This window comes from Paracoccus onchidii, assembly GCF_028294535.1.
Classification (GTDB): Bacteria; Pseudomonadota; Alphaproteobacteria; order Rhodobacterales; family Rhodobacteraceae; genus Paracoccus; species Paracoccus onchidii.
This window is the reverse complement of sequence record NZ_JAQBIE010000003.1, coordinates 50,879-67,564: the sequence shown is the minus strand read 5'-3', so window position 1 is coordinate 67,564 and position 16,686 is coordinate 50,879. Positions and strand designations below refer to the sequence as shown.

Below are 16,686 nucleotides of genomic sequence, written 5' to 3'. Positions count from 1 at the left end.
GCGCAAGGAACGCCCGATGCGTCTTTATTCGATGCCTTCTTCCGGCAACAGCTATAAGGTCAGGTTGCTTCTGGCCCTGACCGGGCGTGCCTGCGATTTGGTCGATGTCGAAGATGCCTCGGACGCCATGGCGCGGGCAAAATCCGCGCAGGCCCTGCCGTTCGGCAAGGCCCCTGTTCTGCATCTGGATGACGGGCGGATGCTGCCGGAATCGAATGCGATCCTGAACTGGCTGGGTGAGGGCACCGATTTCGTGCCTGACGATCCGTTCCAGCGCGCGCAGATGTTGTCATGGATGTTCTGGGAGCAGAACCAGCATGAAGGCGTGATCGCCGTGCGCGCCTCGCTTCGGACCTATCCGTCGCGCGCGCATCTGGCCACGCCCGAGCGTATGGCCGAATTGCTTGCGCGGGGGCATGATCTGCTGGGCGTCATGCAGACCAGATTGGCCGAACATGACTGGCTGGCCACCGATGAGGTCAGCCTCGCCGATATTTGCCTTTATGCCTATACCCATACGGCGGGCAGCCGGGGTGGGTTCGATATGAAACGGTTTCCGGCGGTAAATGCCTGGATCGACCGCATTGCTGCCTTGCCGGGATATGTGGGGTTGGATGGCTGAGTTGTTTGCATGGACCGACGGGGCCTGCAGTGGCAATCCCGGGCCGGGTGGCTGGGGCGTTCTGCTGCGCGCGATGGATGGCGACAAGATCGTCAAGGAACGCGAGTTGCAGGGCGGTGAAGCCGCGACCACGAACAACCGGATGGAGCTGATGGCCGCGATCAGCGCGCTGGAAACCCTGTCCCGCGCCAGCAAGATCGTGATCACCACCGACAGCGCCTATGTCAAGAATGGCGTGACCCAGTGGATCCATGGCTGGAAGCGCAATGGCTGGCGCACCGCATCTAAGAAACCGGTCAAGAATGTCGAGCTGTGGCAGCGTCTGGACGAGGTGCAGCGCATCCATGATGTCGAGTGGCGCTGGATCAAGGGCCATGCCGGGCATGTCGAAAATGAGCGCGCCGATGAACTGGCGCGGGCCGGAATGGCACCGTTCAAATGACACCGGAAACCCTGGTTGCGGGTCTGGATTACGGATCGGTGCTGATTTTCGCACTGACCGGGGCGCTGGTCGCCAGCCGGTCGCAGCTGGATCCGGTCGGGTTCATCTTCATGGCCACCCTGACGGCCGTGGGCGGGGGCACGCTGCGTGACCTGCTGCTGGGGCGCGAGACGGTTTTCTGGGTGGCGCAGCCGGCCTATGTCCTGCTTGCGGCAGGGGCAGCATTGCTGGTGTTCTGGACCGCGCATCTGTTCGAAAGCCGCTATCGGGTGCTGATCTGGTTGGACAGCATCGCCCTGGCGGTGGCCGTGGCAGCAGGGGTGGGGGTGGCCACGGAAGGCGGTTTCGGGCCGGTCGTGATCGTGATCATGGGTTTTGTTACCGGCACTTTTGGCGGCTTGATGCGCGATGTCGTCGGCAACGAGGTGCCTTTGGTGCTGAAACAGGGCGAACTGTATCTGACGGCGGCGTTTGGCGGTGCGCTGGCAGCCGTGTTGCTGGGATGGTTGGGGTTTGAACGCAATCAAAGTCTGATTGCTTGTGCGCTGGTGGTTTGGGTGCTGCGTGCGGGCAGCCTGATCTGGGGCTGGCGGTTGCCGACCTACAAGCCGCGCCCGCCACGCATGCGGGGCTAACTCAGGCGGGGTGGGGCGCTTGTCGATCGGGACAGATCCTCGACGCCCATGCGCAACCCGCGGCCGATCCGATGCGCCAGCGCCGACCAGCCGCGGGCGGTATCGCCCGGCAATGCACGGTCCAGCGTCTGGTCGAACAGCGCCAGCCAGATCGCGAAATGATCCCCCCGGACATCACCTGTCGCCATATGGACCTGCATCGGGTTCCCGTCATAACCCGCTTCGTGAAGGATTGCCTTTTTCCAGAATCCCGCAATCTTGGCTTCGTGGGCGGGCCAGTCTGTGACATGGGCGGCAAAGATCGGACCCAGAACCTCGTGTCGGCGCACCGAGGCATAGAAAAGCGCGACGACATGATCGATCTGCGCTGCGTTGATCGGGAAGCGGGGCGGCAACATCGCGGTAATCTGTTGCCCTTTGCCCGTGTTGGCAAGGCGCAATATGGAAATCGAGCAATCTTTGGTGGGCTGTGCTTGCAGCCATGCCGTCGCCTTTCTATAGAGGCTGCATGGAATTTCCGGCGTTTGAACATCGAATTAGCAGCCCGGTGGCGTAAGGTTTTACGCCGCCGGGTTACGCCTGTTCAAATGCATGACGAAGGATCACCCCGATGAGCGCCGAAACCCCCTCCGACGCCCCAGATTACCGCGATACCGTTTTTCTGCCCAAGACCGATTTCCCGATGCGTGCCGGATTGCCTCAGCGCGAGCCCGAATGGCTGGATCGCTGGGAGCGGATCGGCATCTATGATCGGTTGCGCGAACGTGCCGAAGGGCGCAGCCCGTTCATCCTGCATGACGGCCCGCCCTATGCGAATGGCCATCTGCATATCGGGCACGCGCTGAACAAGACCATCAAGGACATCATCGTGCGCAGTCACCAGATGATGGGGCGCGATGCGCGCTATGTGCCGGGCTGGGATTGCCACGGCCTGCCGATCGAATGGAAGATCGAGGAAAAATACCGCAATGAGGGCAAGGACAAGGATGCCGTCGATGTGGTCGAGTTCCGTCAGGAATGCCGCCGCTTTGCCGATCATTGGGTGAATGTCCAACGTGACGAGTTCAAGCGGTTGGGTATCACCGGCAAATGGGAAGATCCCTATCTGACGATGGATTACCATGCCGAGGCGGTGATCGCGGCCGAGTTCATGAAGCTTTTGATGAATGGCAGCCTGTATCAAGGCAGCAAGCCCGTGATGTGGTCGCCGGTCGAAAAGACCGCGCTGGCCGAGGCCGAGGTCGAGTATCACGATCACACCAGCCACACCATCTGGGTGCGGTTCGAGGTGGTGAGCGAGCAGGGTATTTTCGCGAAGAAGAAACCTGTCAATGTCGTGATCTGGACCACCACGCCCTGGACAATTCCGCAGAACCGTGCGGTCGCGTTCAATCCTGACATCGCCTATGGCTTGTATGAGGTTGGCCAGGTGGCCGAAAATGCCACCGCAAGAACCGGTGAACTTCTGGTTCTGGCCGATGCGTTGGCCGACAGCGTCAAGACTTCGGGCAAAATCGAGGATTGGACCCGCGTGGCTGATGTTGCGGCCGCCGATCTTGATGGATTGGTGCTGGCCCACCCGTTGCGCGGGGTCGAGGGGGCTGAAGGCGAGTGGGACTATGACGTTCCCATGCTGCCGGGCGATCATGTGACTGACGATGCGGGCACGGGTTTTGTGCATACCGCGCCCAGCCACGGTGATGACGATTATCAGCTGGGTCTGAAATACAAGCTGCCAATGACCTATAATGTCGAACCGGATGGCAGCTATCGTGCCGATCTGCCGCTGTTCGGCGGCGAGGCCATCGTTGCTTCGGATGGCAAGGACGGCCCGGCCAATGTAAGTGTCATCAAACAGTTGGCATGGGCGGGCAGGCTTCTGGCCAAGGGCAAGATCAAGCACAGCTATCCCCATAGCTGGCGCTCGAAGGCTCCGCTGATCTATCGCAATACGGCGCAATGGTTTGCCGCAATCGACAAGCCGCTGGAAGACGGAATGGGCGATCACGGCGACACGATCCGTGCGCGCGCATTGAGCAGCATCGACAAGCTGGTGAAGTGGTGGCCGCAGACCGGGCGCAACCGCATTCATTCCATGGTCGAAGGTCGTCCTGACTGGGTGTTGTCACGCCAGAGAGCCTGGGGTGTGCCGCTGACCTGTTTCGTCAGGAAAGGGGGCAAGCCGACCGATCCCGATTTTCTGCTGCGCGATCAGCGCGTGAATGATCGGATCATCGAAGCCTTTGAGGCCGATGGTGCGGATGTCTGGTATCGCGACGATTTCAAGACGCGGGTGCTTGACGGGTTGGTCGATCCGGATGCCTATGATCAGGTCATGGATGTGCTGGATGTGTGGTTTGACAGTGGTTCGACCCATGCCTTCGTGCTGCGCGACCGTCAGGACGGGGTCGCCGACGGCATCGCCGATGTCTATATGGAGGGCACGGATCAGCATCGCGGCTGGTTCCAGTCGTCATTGTTGCAGGCCAGCGCGACCAAGGGGCGCGCGCCCTATCGCAACGTGGTGACGCATGGGTTCACCCTGGACGAAAAGGGCATGAAGATGTCCAAGTCGCTGGGCAATACCGTCGTTCCGGCCGAGGTCATCAAGCAATATGGCGCCGATATCCTGCGTCTGTGGGTGGCGCAGGCCGATTACACGGCGGATCAGCGCATCGGGAAAGAGATCCTGAAAGGCACCGCCGACAGTTATCGCCGGTTGCGCAATACGCTTCGCTTCATGTTGGGGGCGCTGGCCGATTTCGACGAGGGCGAGAAGCTGGCCCCAGGCGAAATGCCCGAGCTTGAGCAATGGGTGCTGCACCGTCTGGCGCAGTTGGATCATGGGGTTCGCACCGGCTATGACCGCTTTGATTTCCAGGGCGTGTTCCAGATGCTGTTCCAGTTCTGCACCGTCGATCTGTCGGCCTTTTATTTCGATATCCGCAAGGATGCGCTGTATTGCGATGCGCCGGACAGCACCCGCCGCCGCGCGGTGCGGACGGTTCTGGACATCCTGTATCACCGTCTGGTGACATGGCTGGCGCCGATCCTGCCCTTCACGATGGAGGATGTCTGGCTGTCGCGCTTCCCGTCCGAGGATGACAGCGTACATCTACGCGATTTTCCGACAACGCTGGCGGACTGGCTGAACGAGCCTCTGGCCGCGAAATGGGATCACGTCCGCCGCGCCCGGCGCGTTGTGACTGCCGCGCTGGAGGTCAAACGTTCGGACAAGACCATCGGTGCCAGCCTCGAGGCCGCACCGGTCGTCCATGTCGAGGATGGCGACATGCTGGCCGCGCTGAAATCGGTGAACTTCGCCGATATGTGCATCGTGTCGGACCTGTCGCTGACCGGGGATCCGGTTCCGAATGACGCGTTCCGCATGGCCGAGGCGCCGGGGATCGGTGTGGTCTTCGAACTGGCCGACGGGCAGAAATGCCAACGCTGCTGGAAGATCCTGCCAGATGTCGGCACCCATGAACATCCGGGTGTCTGTGCCCGCTGCAACGAGGTTCTGAGCCATGGTTGAGGAATTGCGCTATCAGCCCGCGGGCGACCGCTATGACCGGATGCAGTATCGCCGCACGGGGCGTTCGGGGCTGAAACTGCCCGCGATCAGTCTTGGGCTGTGGCACAATTTCGGCCAAGACACGCCGCATCAGACCAAGCGCGACATCTGCCGCAGGGCTTTTGATCTGGGGATCACCCATTTCGATCTGGCCAATAACTATGGCCCGCCGCCCGGCAGCGCCGACGAGGCGTTCGGGGATATCCTGCGCAACGATTTCGCGGGATATCGCGATCAGCTGATCATCAGCAGCAAGGCCGGCTATGACATGTGGGTCGGCCCCTATGGCGAATGGGGCAGCCGCAAATACCTGATCGCCAGCTGCGACCAGTCGCTGAAGCGGATGGGGGTCGATTATGTCGATATCTTCTATTCGCATCGCTTCGATCCCGAAACGCCGCTGGAAGAGACCATGGGCGCGCTGGATCACATCGTGCGGTCGGGTCGCGCGCTGTATGCCGGGATCAGCAGCTATAACAGCGAGCGCACCGCCGAAGCCGTGGCGATCCTGAAGGATCTGGGCACGCCCTGCCTGATCCATCAGCCCAGCTATAACATGCTGAACCGCTGGGTCGAAAATGACGGGCTGCTGGATACGCTGGACGATTTGGGCGTCGGCAGCATCGTGTTCACCCCGCTGGCGCAGGGGATGCTGACCAACAAGTACCTGAAGGGCATCCCGCAGGACAGCCGGGCGGCGCAGGGCAAGTCCCTGTCGCAGGACTGGCTGAGCGATGACATGATCGCGCGGCTGAACGGGCTGAACGATCTGGCGGCGTCGCGCGGTCAGACGCTGGCGCAGATGGCCGTGGCCTGGACGCTGCGTGGTGGTCGGGTGACCAGTGCGCTGATCGGGGCCTCGCGCCCCTCGCAGGTTCAGGATTGCGTCGGTGCGCTGGACAATCTGGACTTTTCCGATGCCGAACTGGCGCAGATCGACGACCTGACCGCCAAGGGCGACGTCAATCTGTGGGCGCGGTCCTCGGAAGGGGCTGGCGAGGCGTGATCGCCTAGACCAGCCACCAGCCCTTCTTGCGCAGCTGCCCGCGGATCGGCTGTTCGCGGGCGGGCAGGTTTTCGCGATCGAACAGGGGGCGTATCTTGCTGCGCCCCTTGCCCTGATAGATCAGCTTCCGTGCAGGTTCCCATTCGCGCAGGCATTTCTTGATCCTGTTTGGCGCGACAGCCTGTTCCAGAACGTCCAGCACGTGATCGGCTTCACGCGCATATAGCAAGGGCAGCTTGCGATAATGGCAGGTCACCTGACCATCCATCCCGTCCAGTGTGGAATCGGGGCGTCCGCCGCCAAGTGAATGGATGACCAAGGGCAGGATGATCTGATCCAGCCACGGGTTCAGGCTTTGGCAGGCCAGTGCGTCACCGGGGTGCTCGCGTACAGCCAGCGCCCATTCCAGGAATCTTTGTCCGAACTGGACAGCATCAGCACCGAAGAACCAGCCCGCATTGAAATAGAGATAGCGTTCCCAGTGTTCATCGGGCTGCGACAGATCGAGCGAGCTTTCGAAATCCAGATCGAACCGATCATAGAGCGATTTCCAGATCGCGCCATATCCCGGCCCATATAGCGGTGGCTCGGGCCATGTGCCCTCGCGGCGCATCGATGCGGCGGGCCGGTTGAAATCAAAGCTGATCCTGTCCAGTGCTCCGGTGATCAAGGTGTCACTGTCAAGAAACAGGAACGGTTGATTTTCTGGCAGGACGGACAATGCCTCGATCTTGTTGCCCTGGGGGTAGGCCGCGCCGAAATGGCGTGCGGTGAAGGGACGGATGTCTGCCCCCAGAAATTCCAATGCCTCGCGGGCCGGGGTGGAAATCATCGTGTCATGGCCTGCCCAGGCGGCTTCGGGCCGTGGCACCGCGACGATCAGCCGTCCATTGAAATCGGCTGCGCTGTAGCGCAGGCTAGCCGCCAGAATCAGGGCCTCGTATTCCAGCCGGCCGGCCTGTGCCACGATCAGCAGGTTGGGTCGGGTAGTTCCTGACGGAGTCGGGCGGATCTTTAGGGGTTTCGCGGGCATCAGGTCCGTTCCGTTGCTTTGCCGGGACAGTAGTTTGTAATCGCGGCAGGGAAAAGGCGGCGGTCGCTCGGTTTTTGCGAAACTGCATTGCTTGCAAATGCCCATGGCTTGGCAGCACAATATCGCAACGCCGTTTAGGAGGAAATCGATGTCCACGAAATCGCACAAGGGCGCTGCCTTCACCTGGGACGATCCGTTCCTGCTGAACGATCAGCTGAACGAAGAAGAACGCATGATCCGCGACAGCGCGGCCGCCTTTGCGGCCGAAAGCCTGGCCCCGCGGGTGCAGGACGCCTATCTGAACGAACATACCGACCCCGATATCTTTCGCGAGTTGGGGGCCGCCGGGATGCTGGGCGTCACCGTCGCCGAGGAATATGGTGGCGTCGGCGCGTCCTATGTGTCCTACGGGCTGGTGGCGCGCGAAATCGAACGCATCGACAGCGGCTATCGCAGCATGGCCTCGGTCCAGTCGTCGCTGGTGATGTTCCCGATCGAGGCCTATGGCAGCGAGGACCAGAAGCACAAGTTCCTGCCGAAACTGGCATCGGGCGAATTCATCGGCTGTTTCGGCCTGACCGAACCTGACGCGGGATCTGACCCCGCCGGCATGAAGACCCGCGCGAAAAAGACCGAGGGCGGCTATGTCCTGAACGGGTCCAAGATGTGGATCAGCAATGCCCCCATCGCCGATGTCTTCGTGGTCTGGGCCAAATCCGAGGCGCATGGCGGCAAAGTGCGCGGCTTTGTTCTGGAAAAGGGGATGAAGGGCCTGTCCGCCCCCAAGATCGGCGGCAAGCTAAGCCTCCGCGCCTCGATCACCGGCGAAATCGTCATGGACAATGTCGAGGTCGGCGAAGACGCGCTGTTGCCCAATATCGAAGGCATGGGCGGCCCGTTTGGCTGTCTGAACCGTGCGCGTTACGGCATCAGCTGGGGCGCGATGGGCGCGGCCGAGGATTGCTGGTTCCGCGCCCGCCAATACGGTCTGGACCGCCATCAGTTCAACAAACCGCTGGCCGCAACGCAGCTGTATCAGAAAAAGCTGGCCGATATGCAGACCGAAATCGCGCTTGGCCTGCAGGCCAGCCTGCGCGTCGGGCGCCTGTTCGACGAAGGCAGGTTCGCGCCCGAGATGATCTCGATCGTCAAGCGCAACAATTGCGGCAAGGCGTTGGACATCGCCCGCATCGCCCGCGACATGCATGGCGGCAACGGCATTCAGGTGGAATATCATGTGATGCGCCACGCCCAGAACCTGGAAACCGTGAACACCTATGAGGGCACGCATGACGTGCATGCCCTGATCCTTGGCCGCGCACAGACGGGTTTGCAGGCCTTTGGTTAGAACGGCGGGCATTGTCCGGCTGCCTGAATTTCGGGCGTTCCGGCGTGGGTGTCCCAGCATGCCTGGGCTTTCTTCTGCCTGAAGTTGCGGCGGTCAGGATATGCACTGTCCTGCCCGCACCCGCGCTGGCGGGAAGACAGGCCGATTGGGGCGACCCGCGCACGCGGCTCTTGCCAGCGCGTCTGGCATGGGCCAACCTGCCCGTCATAAATCCCCGAATAGTGGGGAATAAACAAGATCACAGGGAACCCACATGAAACATCTTATGACATCGCGTGCGTTGTTGCTGGCATCGGCCATCGCACTTGCCCCTGCGGCCTATGCCGAGACCCCCGCCGATACGCTGGTCGTGGCGGCGGCGATTGATGACATCATCAGCCTCGATCCGGCGCAGAGCTTTGAGTTCTCGGGCAATGACGTCAACAACAATACCTATGACCGGCTGGTCGATTTCGACCCGCTGGATCTGGACAAGGGCTTCCAGCCCTCGCTGGCCGAAAGCTGGGAGGTGGCCGAGGATGGCCTGTCCATCACCTTCACGATGCGCGAAGGTGTGACCTTCCATTCCGGAAATCCGGTGCGCGCCGAGGATGCGGCATGGTCGCTGCAACGCGCCGTCAAGCTGGACAAGACCCCGGCCTTCATTCTGACCCAGTTCGGATTCACGGCTGATAATGTCGAGGAGAAGATCAGCTTTGACGGCGACAAGCTGACGCTGACGCTGGACAAACCCTATGCGCCGTCCTTTGTCCTGAACTGTCTGACCGCCAATATCGCCAGCGTCGTCGACAAGGAAACCGTCATGAGCCATGCCGAGGGCGATGACATGGGCAACACCTGGCTGAACACGAACGAGGCCGGTTCAGGCGCCTTTGAACTGGCGGCATGGCAGCCCAATCAGGCCGTGCAATTCACCGCCTATGAAGGGTATTGGCAGGGCGCGCCGGAAATGAAGCGCGTCGTGGTGCGCAATGTCGCCGAATCAAGCGCGCAGCGCCTGTTGCTGGAAAAGGGCGATATCGATGCCGCCCGCAACCTGACGCCGACCGATGTCGATTCGCTTGGCGATGTCGATGGCCTCAAGATCAAGGATGAGCCGCGCGGCCGTATCCTGTATATGGGCCTGAGCCAGAAGGACGAGCTGCTGTCCAATCCCGCCGTTGTCGAGGCGATGAAATACCTGGTTGATTATCAGGGCATCACCGACAGCTTCCTGAAGGGCATGTTCATGACCCATCAGGCCTTCCTGCCCAAGGGGTATCTTGGCGCGCTCGAAGATCAGCCCTGGACCTATGATGTCGCAAAAGCCAAGCAGATCCTGACCGATGCCGGTATCGAGGGTGGCACCATCACGACCAAGGTTCGCGATCTGCGTGAATATGTCGATGTGGCACAGGCGCTGCAGGCTTCTATGGCCGAAGCCGGCCTGACGCTGAACATCGAGATGATGACCGGTGCGCAGGTTCTGGATGCCTATCGCGCCCGCGAGGTGCCGATTTTCCTTGGGGAATGGGGGCCTGACTATTCCGACCCGAATACCAATGCGGCGACCTTTGCCTATAATCCCGACAACAGCGACGAAGCCATGGCGACCGGCCTTCTGGCATGGCGCAATTCCTATGCCGTGCCCGAAGCCATGAACGAGGCAACTGTGGCCGCGACCCTCGAACAGGATGGCGACAAGCGGGCCCAGATGTATCAGGACATCCAGCGCCAGTATCAGGCCGAAGCCCCCATCGTTCCGCTGTTCCAGCGCATCGAGAATACCGGTCTGCAAGAAAATGTGCAGAACTGGAATTCCGGCGGCTCGGTGACCTCGGTCATCTATCGTCAGGTCACCAAGGGCGAATAGGCTTTGGCACATAGCGACTCTGGCGGGCGGAGCCAGTCTCCGCCCCTTTCCAATGCAGACAGGCGCGCGGCACGACATCGGCGCCTGCGCAACCTGTCCGGCACGGTGCTGTCACTGGCCCTGACCCTTCTGGGGCTGCTGCTGGTGACATTCATCATCGGGCGGGTCATGCCCATCGACCCGGTGCTGAAAGTGGTCGGAGACCGCGCGACCCAGGCCCAGTATGATGCCGCCTATCGCGCAATGGGTCTGGATCAGCCGCTCTACATCCAGTTCGCAGGCTATATCCGCGATGTTCTCAGCGGCGATTTCGGGCGCTCGATTTCGACCGGGCAGATGGTGATCGATGACATCAAGCGGGTCTTTCCGGCCACGCTGGAGCTGGCCACCCTTGGCACGTTCATCGGGGTTTTCGTGGGTGTGCCGCTTGGGGTCATCGCCGCCGCGCGCCGTGGCGGCCTGATTGATCAGATAGCCCGCGTCGTGGCCCTGGTTGGCTATTCAATGCCGATCTTCTGGCTGGGTCTGATGGGGCTGTTGGTATTCTATGGCATCCTTGGCTGGGTCGGCGGGCCGGGTCGTCAGAGCATTATCTATGACGGCATGGTCCCCTCGGTCACGGGGCTGATCCTGGTCGATTCCCTGCTGGCCGGCGACTGGCCCGCCTTCAAGGACGCCTTCAGCCATATCATTCTGCCCGCCAGCCTTCTGGGCTATTTCAGCCTTGCCTATATCAGCCGCATGACCCGCAGCTTCATGCTGGAACAACTGAGTGCGGAATACATCACCACGGCACGGGTCAAGGGCCTGTCCGAACGCGCGGTGATCTGGCGACATGCATTTCGAAATATCGCCATCCCGCTGGTCACCGTGATCGCCTTGTCCTTCGGATCGCTGCTGGAAGGTTCGGTCCTGACCGAGATCATCTTCAGCTGGCCGGGCCTTGGGCAATATATCACCAAATCGCTTCTGGCCGGGGATATGAACGCGGTCCTTGGTGGCACGATCGTCGTCGGGACCAGCTTCATCGCGCTGAACCTGCTCAGCGATCTGCTCTATCGCGTTCTGGACCCGAGGTCGAAATGAGCCAATCCCGCGACATGACCCGACGTGAATGGCTGCTGTCCGATGCGCCCCAGACCCGCCGTCAGGCAAGGCTTGGGGCAATCTATCAGGGATGGCTGACCTTTCGCGCCAACAAACTGGCGATGCTGGGGCTGATCATCCTTGTCATCCTGATCGGCATGGCGATCTTTGCGCCCTGGTTGGCGCCTCAAAGCCCGTTCACGCAAAACCTAGCCGGGCGCTTGCAGCCGCCTTCGGGCGAACATCTGCTCGGCACGGATGCGCTGGGGCGCGATATCCTGTCGCGCCTGATCTATGGCTCTCGGATCACCTTGTTCATCGTCGGAACCGTGGCGCTGATCGCGCCGATCATCGGGCTGTTCATCGGCACCGTGGCAGGGTTCACCGGCGGCTGGACCGATCAGGTCCTGATGCGCATCACCGATATCTTTCTTGCCTTCCCCAAGCTGATCCTGGCGCTGGCCTTCGTTGCGGCATTGGGGGCCAGTATCGGCAACGCGGTGCTGGCGCTGGCACTGACCGCCTGGCCGCCCTATGCACGCCTGGCCCGCGCCGAAACACTGACCATTCGCAATGCCGATTACATCGCCGCCGCGCGTCTGCAGGGGGCAGGGCCGATGCGCCTTCTGATCCGTCATGTCTGGCCGCTTTGCATCAGCTCGCTGATCGTGCGGGTCGCGCTGGATATGGCGGGCATCATCCTGTCTGCTGCGGGACTGGGCTTTCTGGGGCTTGGCGCGCAGCCGCCAATGCCCGAATGGGGCGCGATGATTTCTGACGGGCGCACCTATATCCTCGATTTCTGGTGGGTCGCGGCGATGCCGGGGCTGGCGATTTTCATCGTCAGCCTTGCCTTCAACCTGCTGGGCGACGGCTTGCGCGACGTGCTTGACCCGAAAGGAACCAAGGAATGACCTCGCCGCTTCTGTCCGTGCGAAACCTGCGGGTTACCTTCCCGACCCGGCAAGGCGCGTTTCAGGCCGTGCGCGGCGTGAATTTCGATCTGGGGCGCGAAAGGCTGGGCGTGGTGGGGGAATCAGGCTCGGGAAAATCGATGACCGGCAGGTCGTTGCTGGGGCTGATCCGTCCCCCGGGCAAGGTCGAGGCCGATCGCATGGAGTTTCACGATCAACCACTTCTGGATCTGAGCGAAAGGCAGATGCGCAAGATCCGCGGCAGCCGTATCAGCATGGTCATGCAGGATCCGAAATTCAGCCTGAATCCGGTCATGAAGATCGGCGACCAGATCATCGAGGCCTACCGCCTGCATGCTGGTGGGGGCAAGGCAGCAGCACGCCAGAAGGCGCTGGAAATGCTGGATGCCGTGCAGATCCGTGATCCCGCCCGCGTGATGGAAACATATCCGCACGAAGTATCGGGGGGCATGGGGCAACGGATCATGATCGCGATGATGCTTGCGCCAGATCCTGAAATCCTGATCGCCGATGAACCGACATCCGCCCTCGACGTCTCGGTCCGCACCGAGGTGCTGAATATCATGGACAGGCTCGTCCGTGATCGGGGGATGGGTCTGATCTTTATCAGCCATGACCTGAATCTGGTTGCCCAGTTCTGTGATCGCGTGCTGATCATGTATGCCGGGCGGATCGTGGAAACCCTCGCCGCGCAAGATCTCCATCACGCGCGTCATCCCTATACGCAAGGGCTGCTGAACAGCCTTCCTCGACTGGATGCGCCGATTGATCGCCTGCCGGTCCTGCAACGTCAGGACAGTTGGCGCGATGCCGAGCCGATGCCCGACATCCAGAAAACCGAGTTCCCCGGAGGTCTGTGACCGATGCCGCTTCTTCTTCGTCTAAATACCCTGACACCCGGTCCCCGATCATGTTGACGGTGGACCAACTTGACGTCTGGTTCGGTTTTCCCCCAGACCGGGTCGACGCCGTGCAACAGGCGACGTTTGCGGTCGCACCGGGCGAAAGCTTCGGACTCGTGGGCGAATCGGGTTCGGGGAAATCCACGATCCTGCGCGCGGTCGCCGGGTTGATCGACACCTGGTCCGGACGGATCGGCGTCGACGATCAACCTGTTTCAGGCACCAGGCGGGACAGGAATTTCTACAAGACCGTGCAAATGGTCTTTCAGGACCCCTATGCCAGCCTGCATCCCCGTCACTCGGTCGATGCTGTCCTCAGCGAGGCCCTGCGCCTTCAGGGCATGCAGGACATCGATCGGCGCATTGCCCGCCTGCTCGACGATGTGGGTCTTGGCCGCGGATTCCGCTTTCGCTACCCTCATCAACTGTCGGGCGGGCAGCGTCAGCGTGTCGCGATCGCGCGGGCTCTTGCTGCCGAGCCGCGCTTGTTGTTGCTGGATGAACCGACCAGCGCGCTGGATGTCAGTGTTCAGGCCGAGATCCTCAATCTGTTGGCGGATCTTCGTGCCGAACATGACCTGACTTATGTCATGGTCAGCCATGACTTGGCCGTTGTCGCCCATATGTGTGACCGCTTGGCCGTCATGCAGCACGGCCGCATCGTCGAGATCATGTCTGGCGCTGCGTTGAGGGCCGGTGCCGGGCAGCAGGACTATACCAGGCATCTGATTCAGGCGTCTGCCGGCTATTCCCGCGCGTAGCGGACCTGTGGCGGACGGGCCCTTCAGGGGCGGGGGTTGCGTCCTGCAGTGTTATCGCTAGCTTGCGGGCCGAAACGCAAGGAATGGTAAAGATGACAATGAACCGCGTTAGGCTTGGCGGCAGCGATGTCGAGGTCAGCGAAATCTGCCTTGGCACGATGACCTATGGAAACCAGACGCCACAGCCCCAGGCCCATGCGCAGATGGATCGGGCTGTCGAAATCGGCATGACTTTCTTTGACTGCGCGGAAATGTATCCCGTGAACCCGGTCAAGACCGAAACTTTCGGCATATCGGAACAGGTGATCGGCGAATGGCTTGCCAAGAACAGCCGGCGCGATCAGGTGGAAATTGCCACCAAGATCACCGGCCCGACGCAATTGATTCGTGACGGTGCGCCCTTCGATGGCAAGACCGTTCTGGAATGTATCGACAAATCACTGACGCGACTGCAATCCGACTATATCGACCTGTATCAGTTGCACTGGCCGGTTCGCGGATCTTATGCGTTCCGCCAGAACTGGACCTATAATCCGTCGCAGCAATCGCGCCAGGCGACGCTTGATCATATGGCCGATGTGCTGGAGGCACTTGCTCAGGCACGCAAGGCAGGCAAGATCCGCGCGGCGGGCTTGTCCAACGAAAGTGCCTGGGGATTGACCCGTTGGTGCGATGTTGCCGATCGTTTGGGGGCGCCACGTATTGCGGCGATTCAGAATGAATATTCCCTGTTGTATCGCCAATACGACACCGACCTCGCCGAAACCGCAGTCAACGAAGATGTCACCCTGCTGGCCTATTCGCCCTTGGCGGCGGGATTGCTGACGGGGAAATATGCCGATGGGAACATCCCGGCGCAAAGCCGCGTCGCGGTGGACAAGGCCGCCGGGGGCATGGGCAATCTGGGGGGACGCAAGACCAACCGGGCCGAGGCCGCCGTTGCTGCCTATGTCGACCTGGCCCGCAAGCATGGTTGGGATCCGGTGCATATGTCGATCGCCTGGCAATTGACGCGTCCCTTCAAGGTCGTGCCGATCATCGGCGCCACGGATTTCGATCAGCTTCAGCACATGGTTGCGGGGTTCGGGAAACCGCTGCCCGAAGATCTGGCCAAGGCCATCGCGCGACTGCACCGGGAACATCCGCTGCCCTATTGATGAAATATCCCCGCGACCTATGTTGCTGATATGCAGGACAGGAAGCGGGGGTATCTGACATGGCGGCTGATCCATATGCTGCGCTGGGGCTGACGAAATCGGCCACCGATGCCGAAATCAAGAAAGCCTATCGAACGATCGCCAAAGAGGCACATCCGGATCTGAACCCCGATCCGGTTGCGGCCGAACGTTTCAAGACGGCCTCCGCCGCCTATGATCTGCTGAAAGATCCTGACCAGCGCCGCCGCTTTGATGCGGGTGAGATCGATGGCCAGGGTCAGGAAAACCCGCAACGCCGATATTACCGCGAACATGCAGAAGCATCGGGGCATCCCTATTCGCAGGGCTATGGGTTCGAGGGCGATCCCGATCTGTCAGATGTTTTTGCGGATCTGTTCGGTCGCCGTGGCAGAGGTTTCGGTGCGCATCCGGGGGCGCAGGACATGCGCGGTCAGGACTATCGCTTCAATCTGGAGATCGATTTCATCACGGCCGCGAAAGGTGGCAAAGCCCGTGTCAGCCTGCCCGAAGGGGGTGATCTGGAGGTGGCCATCCCCGAAGGCGTGCGCGACGGTCAGACCATCCGCCTGCGCGGCAAGGGTGGCAGGGGAATGGGGCGGGGCGGCGCCGGTGATGCCTATCTGACCATTGCCATCGCGCCTCATGCCCAGTTCAACCGCGATGGCAATGATGTGTCTGTGACCCTTGCAATCGCGATGGATGAGGCGGTGCTGGGCGCCAAGGTTCCGGTGCCGACCATCGATGGTCCCGTGAACCTGACCATTCCCAGGGGGGCGACGACGGGCCAACGGTTGCGATTGCGCGGGCGCGGCATCAAGGGCGGCGACCAGCATGTCGAATTGAAGATCGTCATGCCGCCCGCGATCGATGAGGATCTGGCCCGGTTCATGGAGGAATGGCGCAAGGATCATGCATATGATCCGCGCAAGGGGGGCGCGTCATGACCCGGCATTACACAGCCGCCGAGGTTGTCACTCTGGTGGATGACCTGACCGAGCGGCGCTTGCAGGTCTTTGTTCGCGAACAGATCGTGCAGCCCTTGCAGACCGACAGCGGACCCGCCTATCGAGATGCCGATATCGCCCGGCTGCGACTGCTGTGCGATCTGCTGGAAGGGTATGAGCTGAAGGGCGATGCCATGCATCTTGTCATGTCGCTGGTGGATCAGCTGAACACAGCGCGCGGGGATATGCGCGCCCTGATGCATGCCGTCGCCGAAGAGCCGGACGAAGTGCGTCTGCGCATCCATCGGATCGTTCACCGCCTGCGCGATTAACACTGCCGAGACATGAGACATGGGGCAGGGCGCGCC

At 61.3% G+C, this 16,686-nt stretch carries 16 protein-coding genes; 14 read left to right on the top strand and 2 right to left on the bottom strand.

Annotated elements, in window-relative coordinates; translation table 11 throughout:
• The first annotated feature begins 16 nt into the window (after positions 1 to 16).
• From PAF17_RS03055 to PAF17_RS03045, 3 genes are read left to right on the top strand one after another with little or no spacing between them, the layout of a single operon-like run.
• Positions 17 to 622, top strand: coding sequence for a glutathione S-transferase family protein (locus tag PAF17_RS03055; RefSeq protein ID WP_271887611.1), 606 nt, complete (start codon positions 17 to 19; stop codon positions 620 to 622).
• Positions 615 to 1,064, top strand: coding sequence for a ribonuclease HI (rnhA, locus tag PAF17_RS03050; protein ID WP_271887610.1), 450 nt, complete (start codon positions 615 to 617; stop codon positions 1,062 to 1,064). The genes PAF17_RS03055 and rnhA overlap by 8 nt, the downstream gene beginning before the upstream one ends.
• Positions 1,061 to 1,699: a trimeric intracellular cation channel family protein gene (locus tag PAF17_RS03045; protein ID WP_271887609.1), complete on the top strand. Its 639-nt coding sequence runs from the start codon at positions 1,061 to 1,063 to the stop codon at positions 1,697 to 1,699. The genes rnhA and PAF17_RS03045 overlap by 4 nt, the downstream gene beginning before the upstream one ends.
• Here PAF17_RS03045 and PAF17_RS03040 read toward each other — a convergent pair.
• Positions 1,696 to 2,097 (bottom strand): group III truncated hemoglobin, encoded by a 402-nt coding sequence (locus tag PAF17_RS03040; RefSeq protein WP_271887608.1) that lies wholly within the window; start codon positions 2,095 to 2,097, stop codon positions 1,696 to 1,698. The genes PAF17_RS03045 and PAF17_RS03040 overlap by 4 nt on opposite strands.
• 212 nt (positions 2,098 to 2,309) lie before the next feature.
• Here PAF17_RS03040 and ileS point away from each other — a divergent pair, with 212 nt between their 5' ends.
• Positions 2,310 to 5,234, top strand: coding sequence for an isoleucine--tRNA ligase (gene ileS, locus PAF17_RS03035; RefSeq protein WP_271887607.1), 2,925 nt, complete (start codon positions 2,310 to 2,312; stop codon positions 5,232 to 5,234).
• 4 nt (positions 5,235 to 5,238) lie between these two features.
• Entirely contained in the window at positions 5,239 to 6,279 is a 1,041-nt protein-coding gene (gene mgrA, locus PAF17_RS03030; protein WP_271887770.1) for an L-glyceraldehyde 3-phosphate reductase, read from the top strand.
• 4 nt (positions 6,280 to 6,283) lie between these two features.
• Here the strand turns inward: mgrA and PAF17_RS03025 are convergent, their stop codons facing one another.
• A complete protein-coding gene (locus tag PAF17_RS03025; RefSeq protein ID WP_271887606.1) occupies positions 6,284 to 7,312 on the bottom strand; it encodes a hypothetical protein in 1,029 nt (342 codons plus the stop codon).
• A gap of 148 nt (positions 7,313 to 7,460) precedes the next feature.
• On the opposite strand from PAF17_RS03025, the gene PAF17_RS03020 reads away from it, so the two are divergent.
• The 9 genes from PAF17_RS03020 (at position 7,461) to PAF17_RS02980 (ending at position 16,650) form a co-directional block, all read left to right on the top strand.
• Positions 7,461 to 8,660 carry an acyl-CoA dehydrogenase gene (locus tag PAF17_RS03020; protein WP_271887605.1) on the top strand — a complete coding sequence of 400 codons (1,200 nt, stop codon included), beginning with the start codon at positions 7,461 to 7,463 and terminating at the stop codon, positions 8,658 to 8,660.
• A 253-nt stretch (positions 8,661 to 8,913) separates the two neighbouring features.
• Complete coding sequence (locus PAF17_RS03015) at positions 8,914 to 10,512, top strand: ABC transporter substrate-binding protein (RefSeq protein WP_271887604.1); 1,599 nt, start codon at positions 8,914 to 8,916, stop codon at positions 10,510 to 10,512.
• Positions 10,513 to 10,605: 93 nt separating this feature from the next.
• Complete coding sequence (locus PAF17_RS03010; protein WP_271887769.1) at positions 10,606 to 11,598, top strand: ABC transporter permease; 993 nt, start codon at positions 10,606 to 10,608, stop codon at positions 11,596 to 11,598.
• Complete coding sequence (gene nikC, locus PAF17_RS03005) at positions 11,595 to 12,512, top strand: nickel transporter permease (RefSeq protein ID WP_271887603.1); 918 nt, start codon at positions 11,595 to 11,597, stop codon at positions 12,510 to 12,512. The genes PAF17_RS03010 and nikC overlap by 4 nt, the downstream gene beginning before the upstream one ends.
• Positions 12,509 to 13,393 carry an ABC transporter ATP-binding protein gene (locus PAF17_RS03000; protein WP_271887602.1) on the top strand — a complete coding sequence of 295 codons (885 nt, stop codon included), beginning with the start codon at positions 12,509 to 12,511 and terminating at the stop codon, positions 13,391 to 13,393. Before nikC ends, PAF17_RS03000 begins: the two co-directional genes overlap by 4 nt.
• A gap of 50 nt (positions 13,394 to 13,443) precedes the next feature.
• Positions 13,444 to 14,196 (top strand): ABC transporter ATP-binding protein, encoded by a 753-nt coding sequence (locus tag PAF17_RS02995; protein WP_271887601.1) that lies wholly within the window; start codon positions 13,444 to 13,446, stop codon positions 14,194 to 14,196.
• Between the two features lie 92 nt (positions 14,197 to 14,288).
• A complete protein-coding gene (locus PAF17_RS02990; protein ID WP_334223652.1) occupies positions 14,289 to 15,353 on the top strand; it encodes an aldo/keto reductase in 1,065 nt (354 codons plus the stop codon).
• Positions 15,354 to 15,412: 59 nt separating this feature from the next.
• Positions 15,413 to 16,318 (top strand): DnaJ C-terminal domain-containing protein, encoded by a 906-nt coding sequence (locus tag PAF17_RS02985; RefSeq protein WP_271887600.1) that lies wholly within the window; start codon positions 15,413 to 15,415, stop codon positions 16,316 to 16,318.
• Positions 16,315 to 16,650 carry a MerR family transcriptional regulator gene (locus PAF17_RS02980; protein WP_271887599.1) on the top strand — a complete coding sequence of 112 codons (336 nt, stop codon included), beginning with the start codon at positions 16,315 to 16,317 and terminating at the stop codon, positions 16,648 to 16,650. Before PAF17_RS02985 ends, PAF17_RS02980 begins: the two co-directional genes overlap by 4 nt.
• The last annotated feature ends 36 nt before the right edge of the window (positions 16,651 to 16,686 follow it).

What these genes read in the sequence shown, in the direction of transcription:
- PAF17_RS03055 (WP_271887611.1), top strand. Translation starts at nt 17, where the DNA reads ATGCGTCTTTATTCGATGCCTTCTTCCGGCAACAGCTATAAGGTCAGG.
- rnhA (WP_271887610.1), top strand. Translation starts at nt 615, where the DNA reads ATGGCTGAGTTGTTTGCATGGACCGACGGGGCCTGCAGTGGCAATCCC.
- PAF17_RS03045 (WP_271887609.1), top strand. Translation starts at nt 1,061, where the DNA reads ATGACACCGGAAACCCTGGTTGCGGGTCTGGATTACGGATCGGTGCTG.
- PAF17_RS03040 (WP_271887608.1), bottom strand. Translation starts at nt 2,097, where the DNA reads ATGTTGCCGCCCCGCTTCCCGATCAACGCAGCGCAGATCGATCATGTC.
- ileS (WP_271887607.1), top strand. Translation starts at nt 2,310, where the DNA reads ATGAGCGCCGAAACCCCCTCCGACGCCCCAGATTACCGCGATACCGTT.
- PAF17_RS03025 (WP_271887606.1), bottom strand. Translation starts at nt 7,312, where the DNA reads ATGCCCGCGAAACCCCTAAAGATCCGCCCGACTCCGTCAGGAACTACC.
- PAF17_RS03020 (WP_271887605.1), top strand. Translation starts at nt 7,461, where the DNA reads ATGTCCACGAAATCGCACAAGGGCGCTGCCTTCACCTGGGACGATCCG.
- PAF17_RS03015 (WP_271887604.1), top strand. Translation starts at nt 8,914, where the DNA reads ATGAAACATCTTATGACATCGCGTGCGTTGTTGCTGGCATCGGCCATC.
- nikC (WP_271887603.1), top strand. Translation starts at nt 11,595, where the DNA reads ATGAGCCAATCCCGCGACATGACCCGACGTGAATGGCTGCTGTCCGAT.
- PAF17_RS03000 (WP_271887602.1), top strand. Translation starts at nt 12,509, where the DNA reads ATGACCTCGCCGCTTCTGTCCGTGCGAAACCTGCGGGTTACCTTCCCG.
- PAF17_RS02995 (WP_271887601.1), top strand. Translation starts at nt 13,444, where the DNA reads ATGTTGACGGTGGACCAACTTGACGTCTGGTTCGGTTTTCCCCCAGAC.
- PAF17_RS02990 (WP_334223652.1), top strand. Translation starts at nt 14,289, where the DNA reads ATGACAATGAACCGCGTTAGGCTTGGCGGCAGCGATGTCGAGGTCAGC.
- PAF17_RS02985 (WP_271887600.1), top strand. Translation starts at nt 15,413, where the DNA reads ATGGCGGCTGATCCATATGCTGCGCTGGGGCTGACGAAATCGGCCACC.
- PAF17_RS02980 (WP_271887599.1), top strand. Translation starts at nt 16,315, where the DNA reads ATGACCCGGCATTACACAGCCGCCGAGGTTGTCACTCTGGTGGATGAC.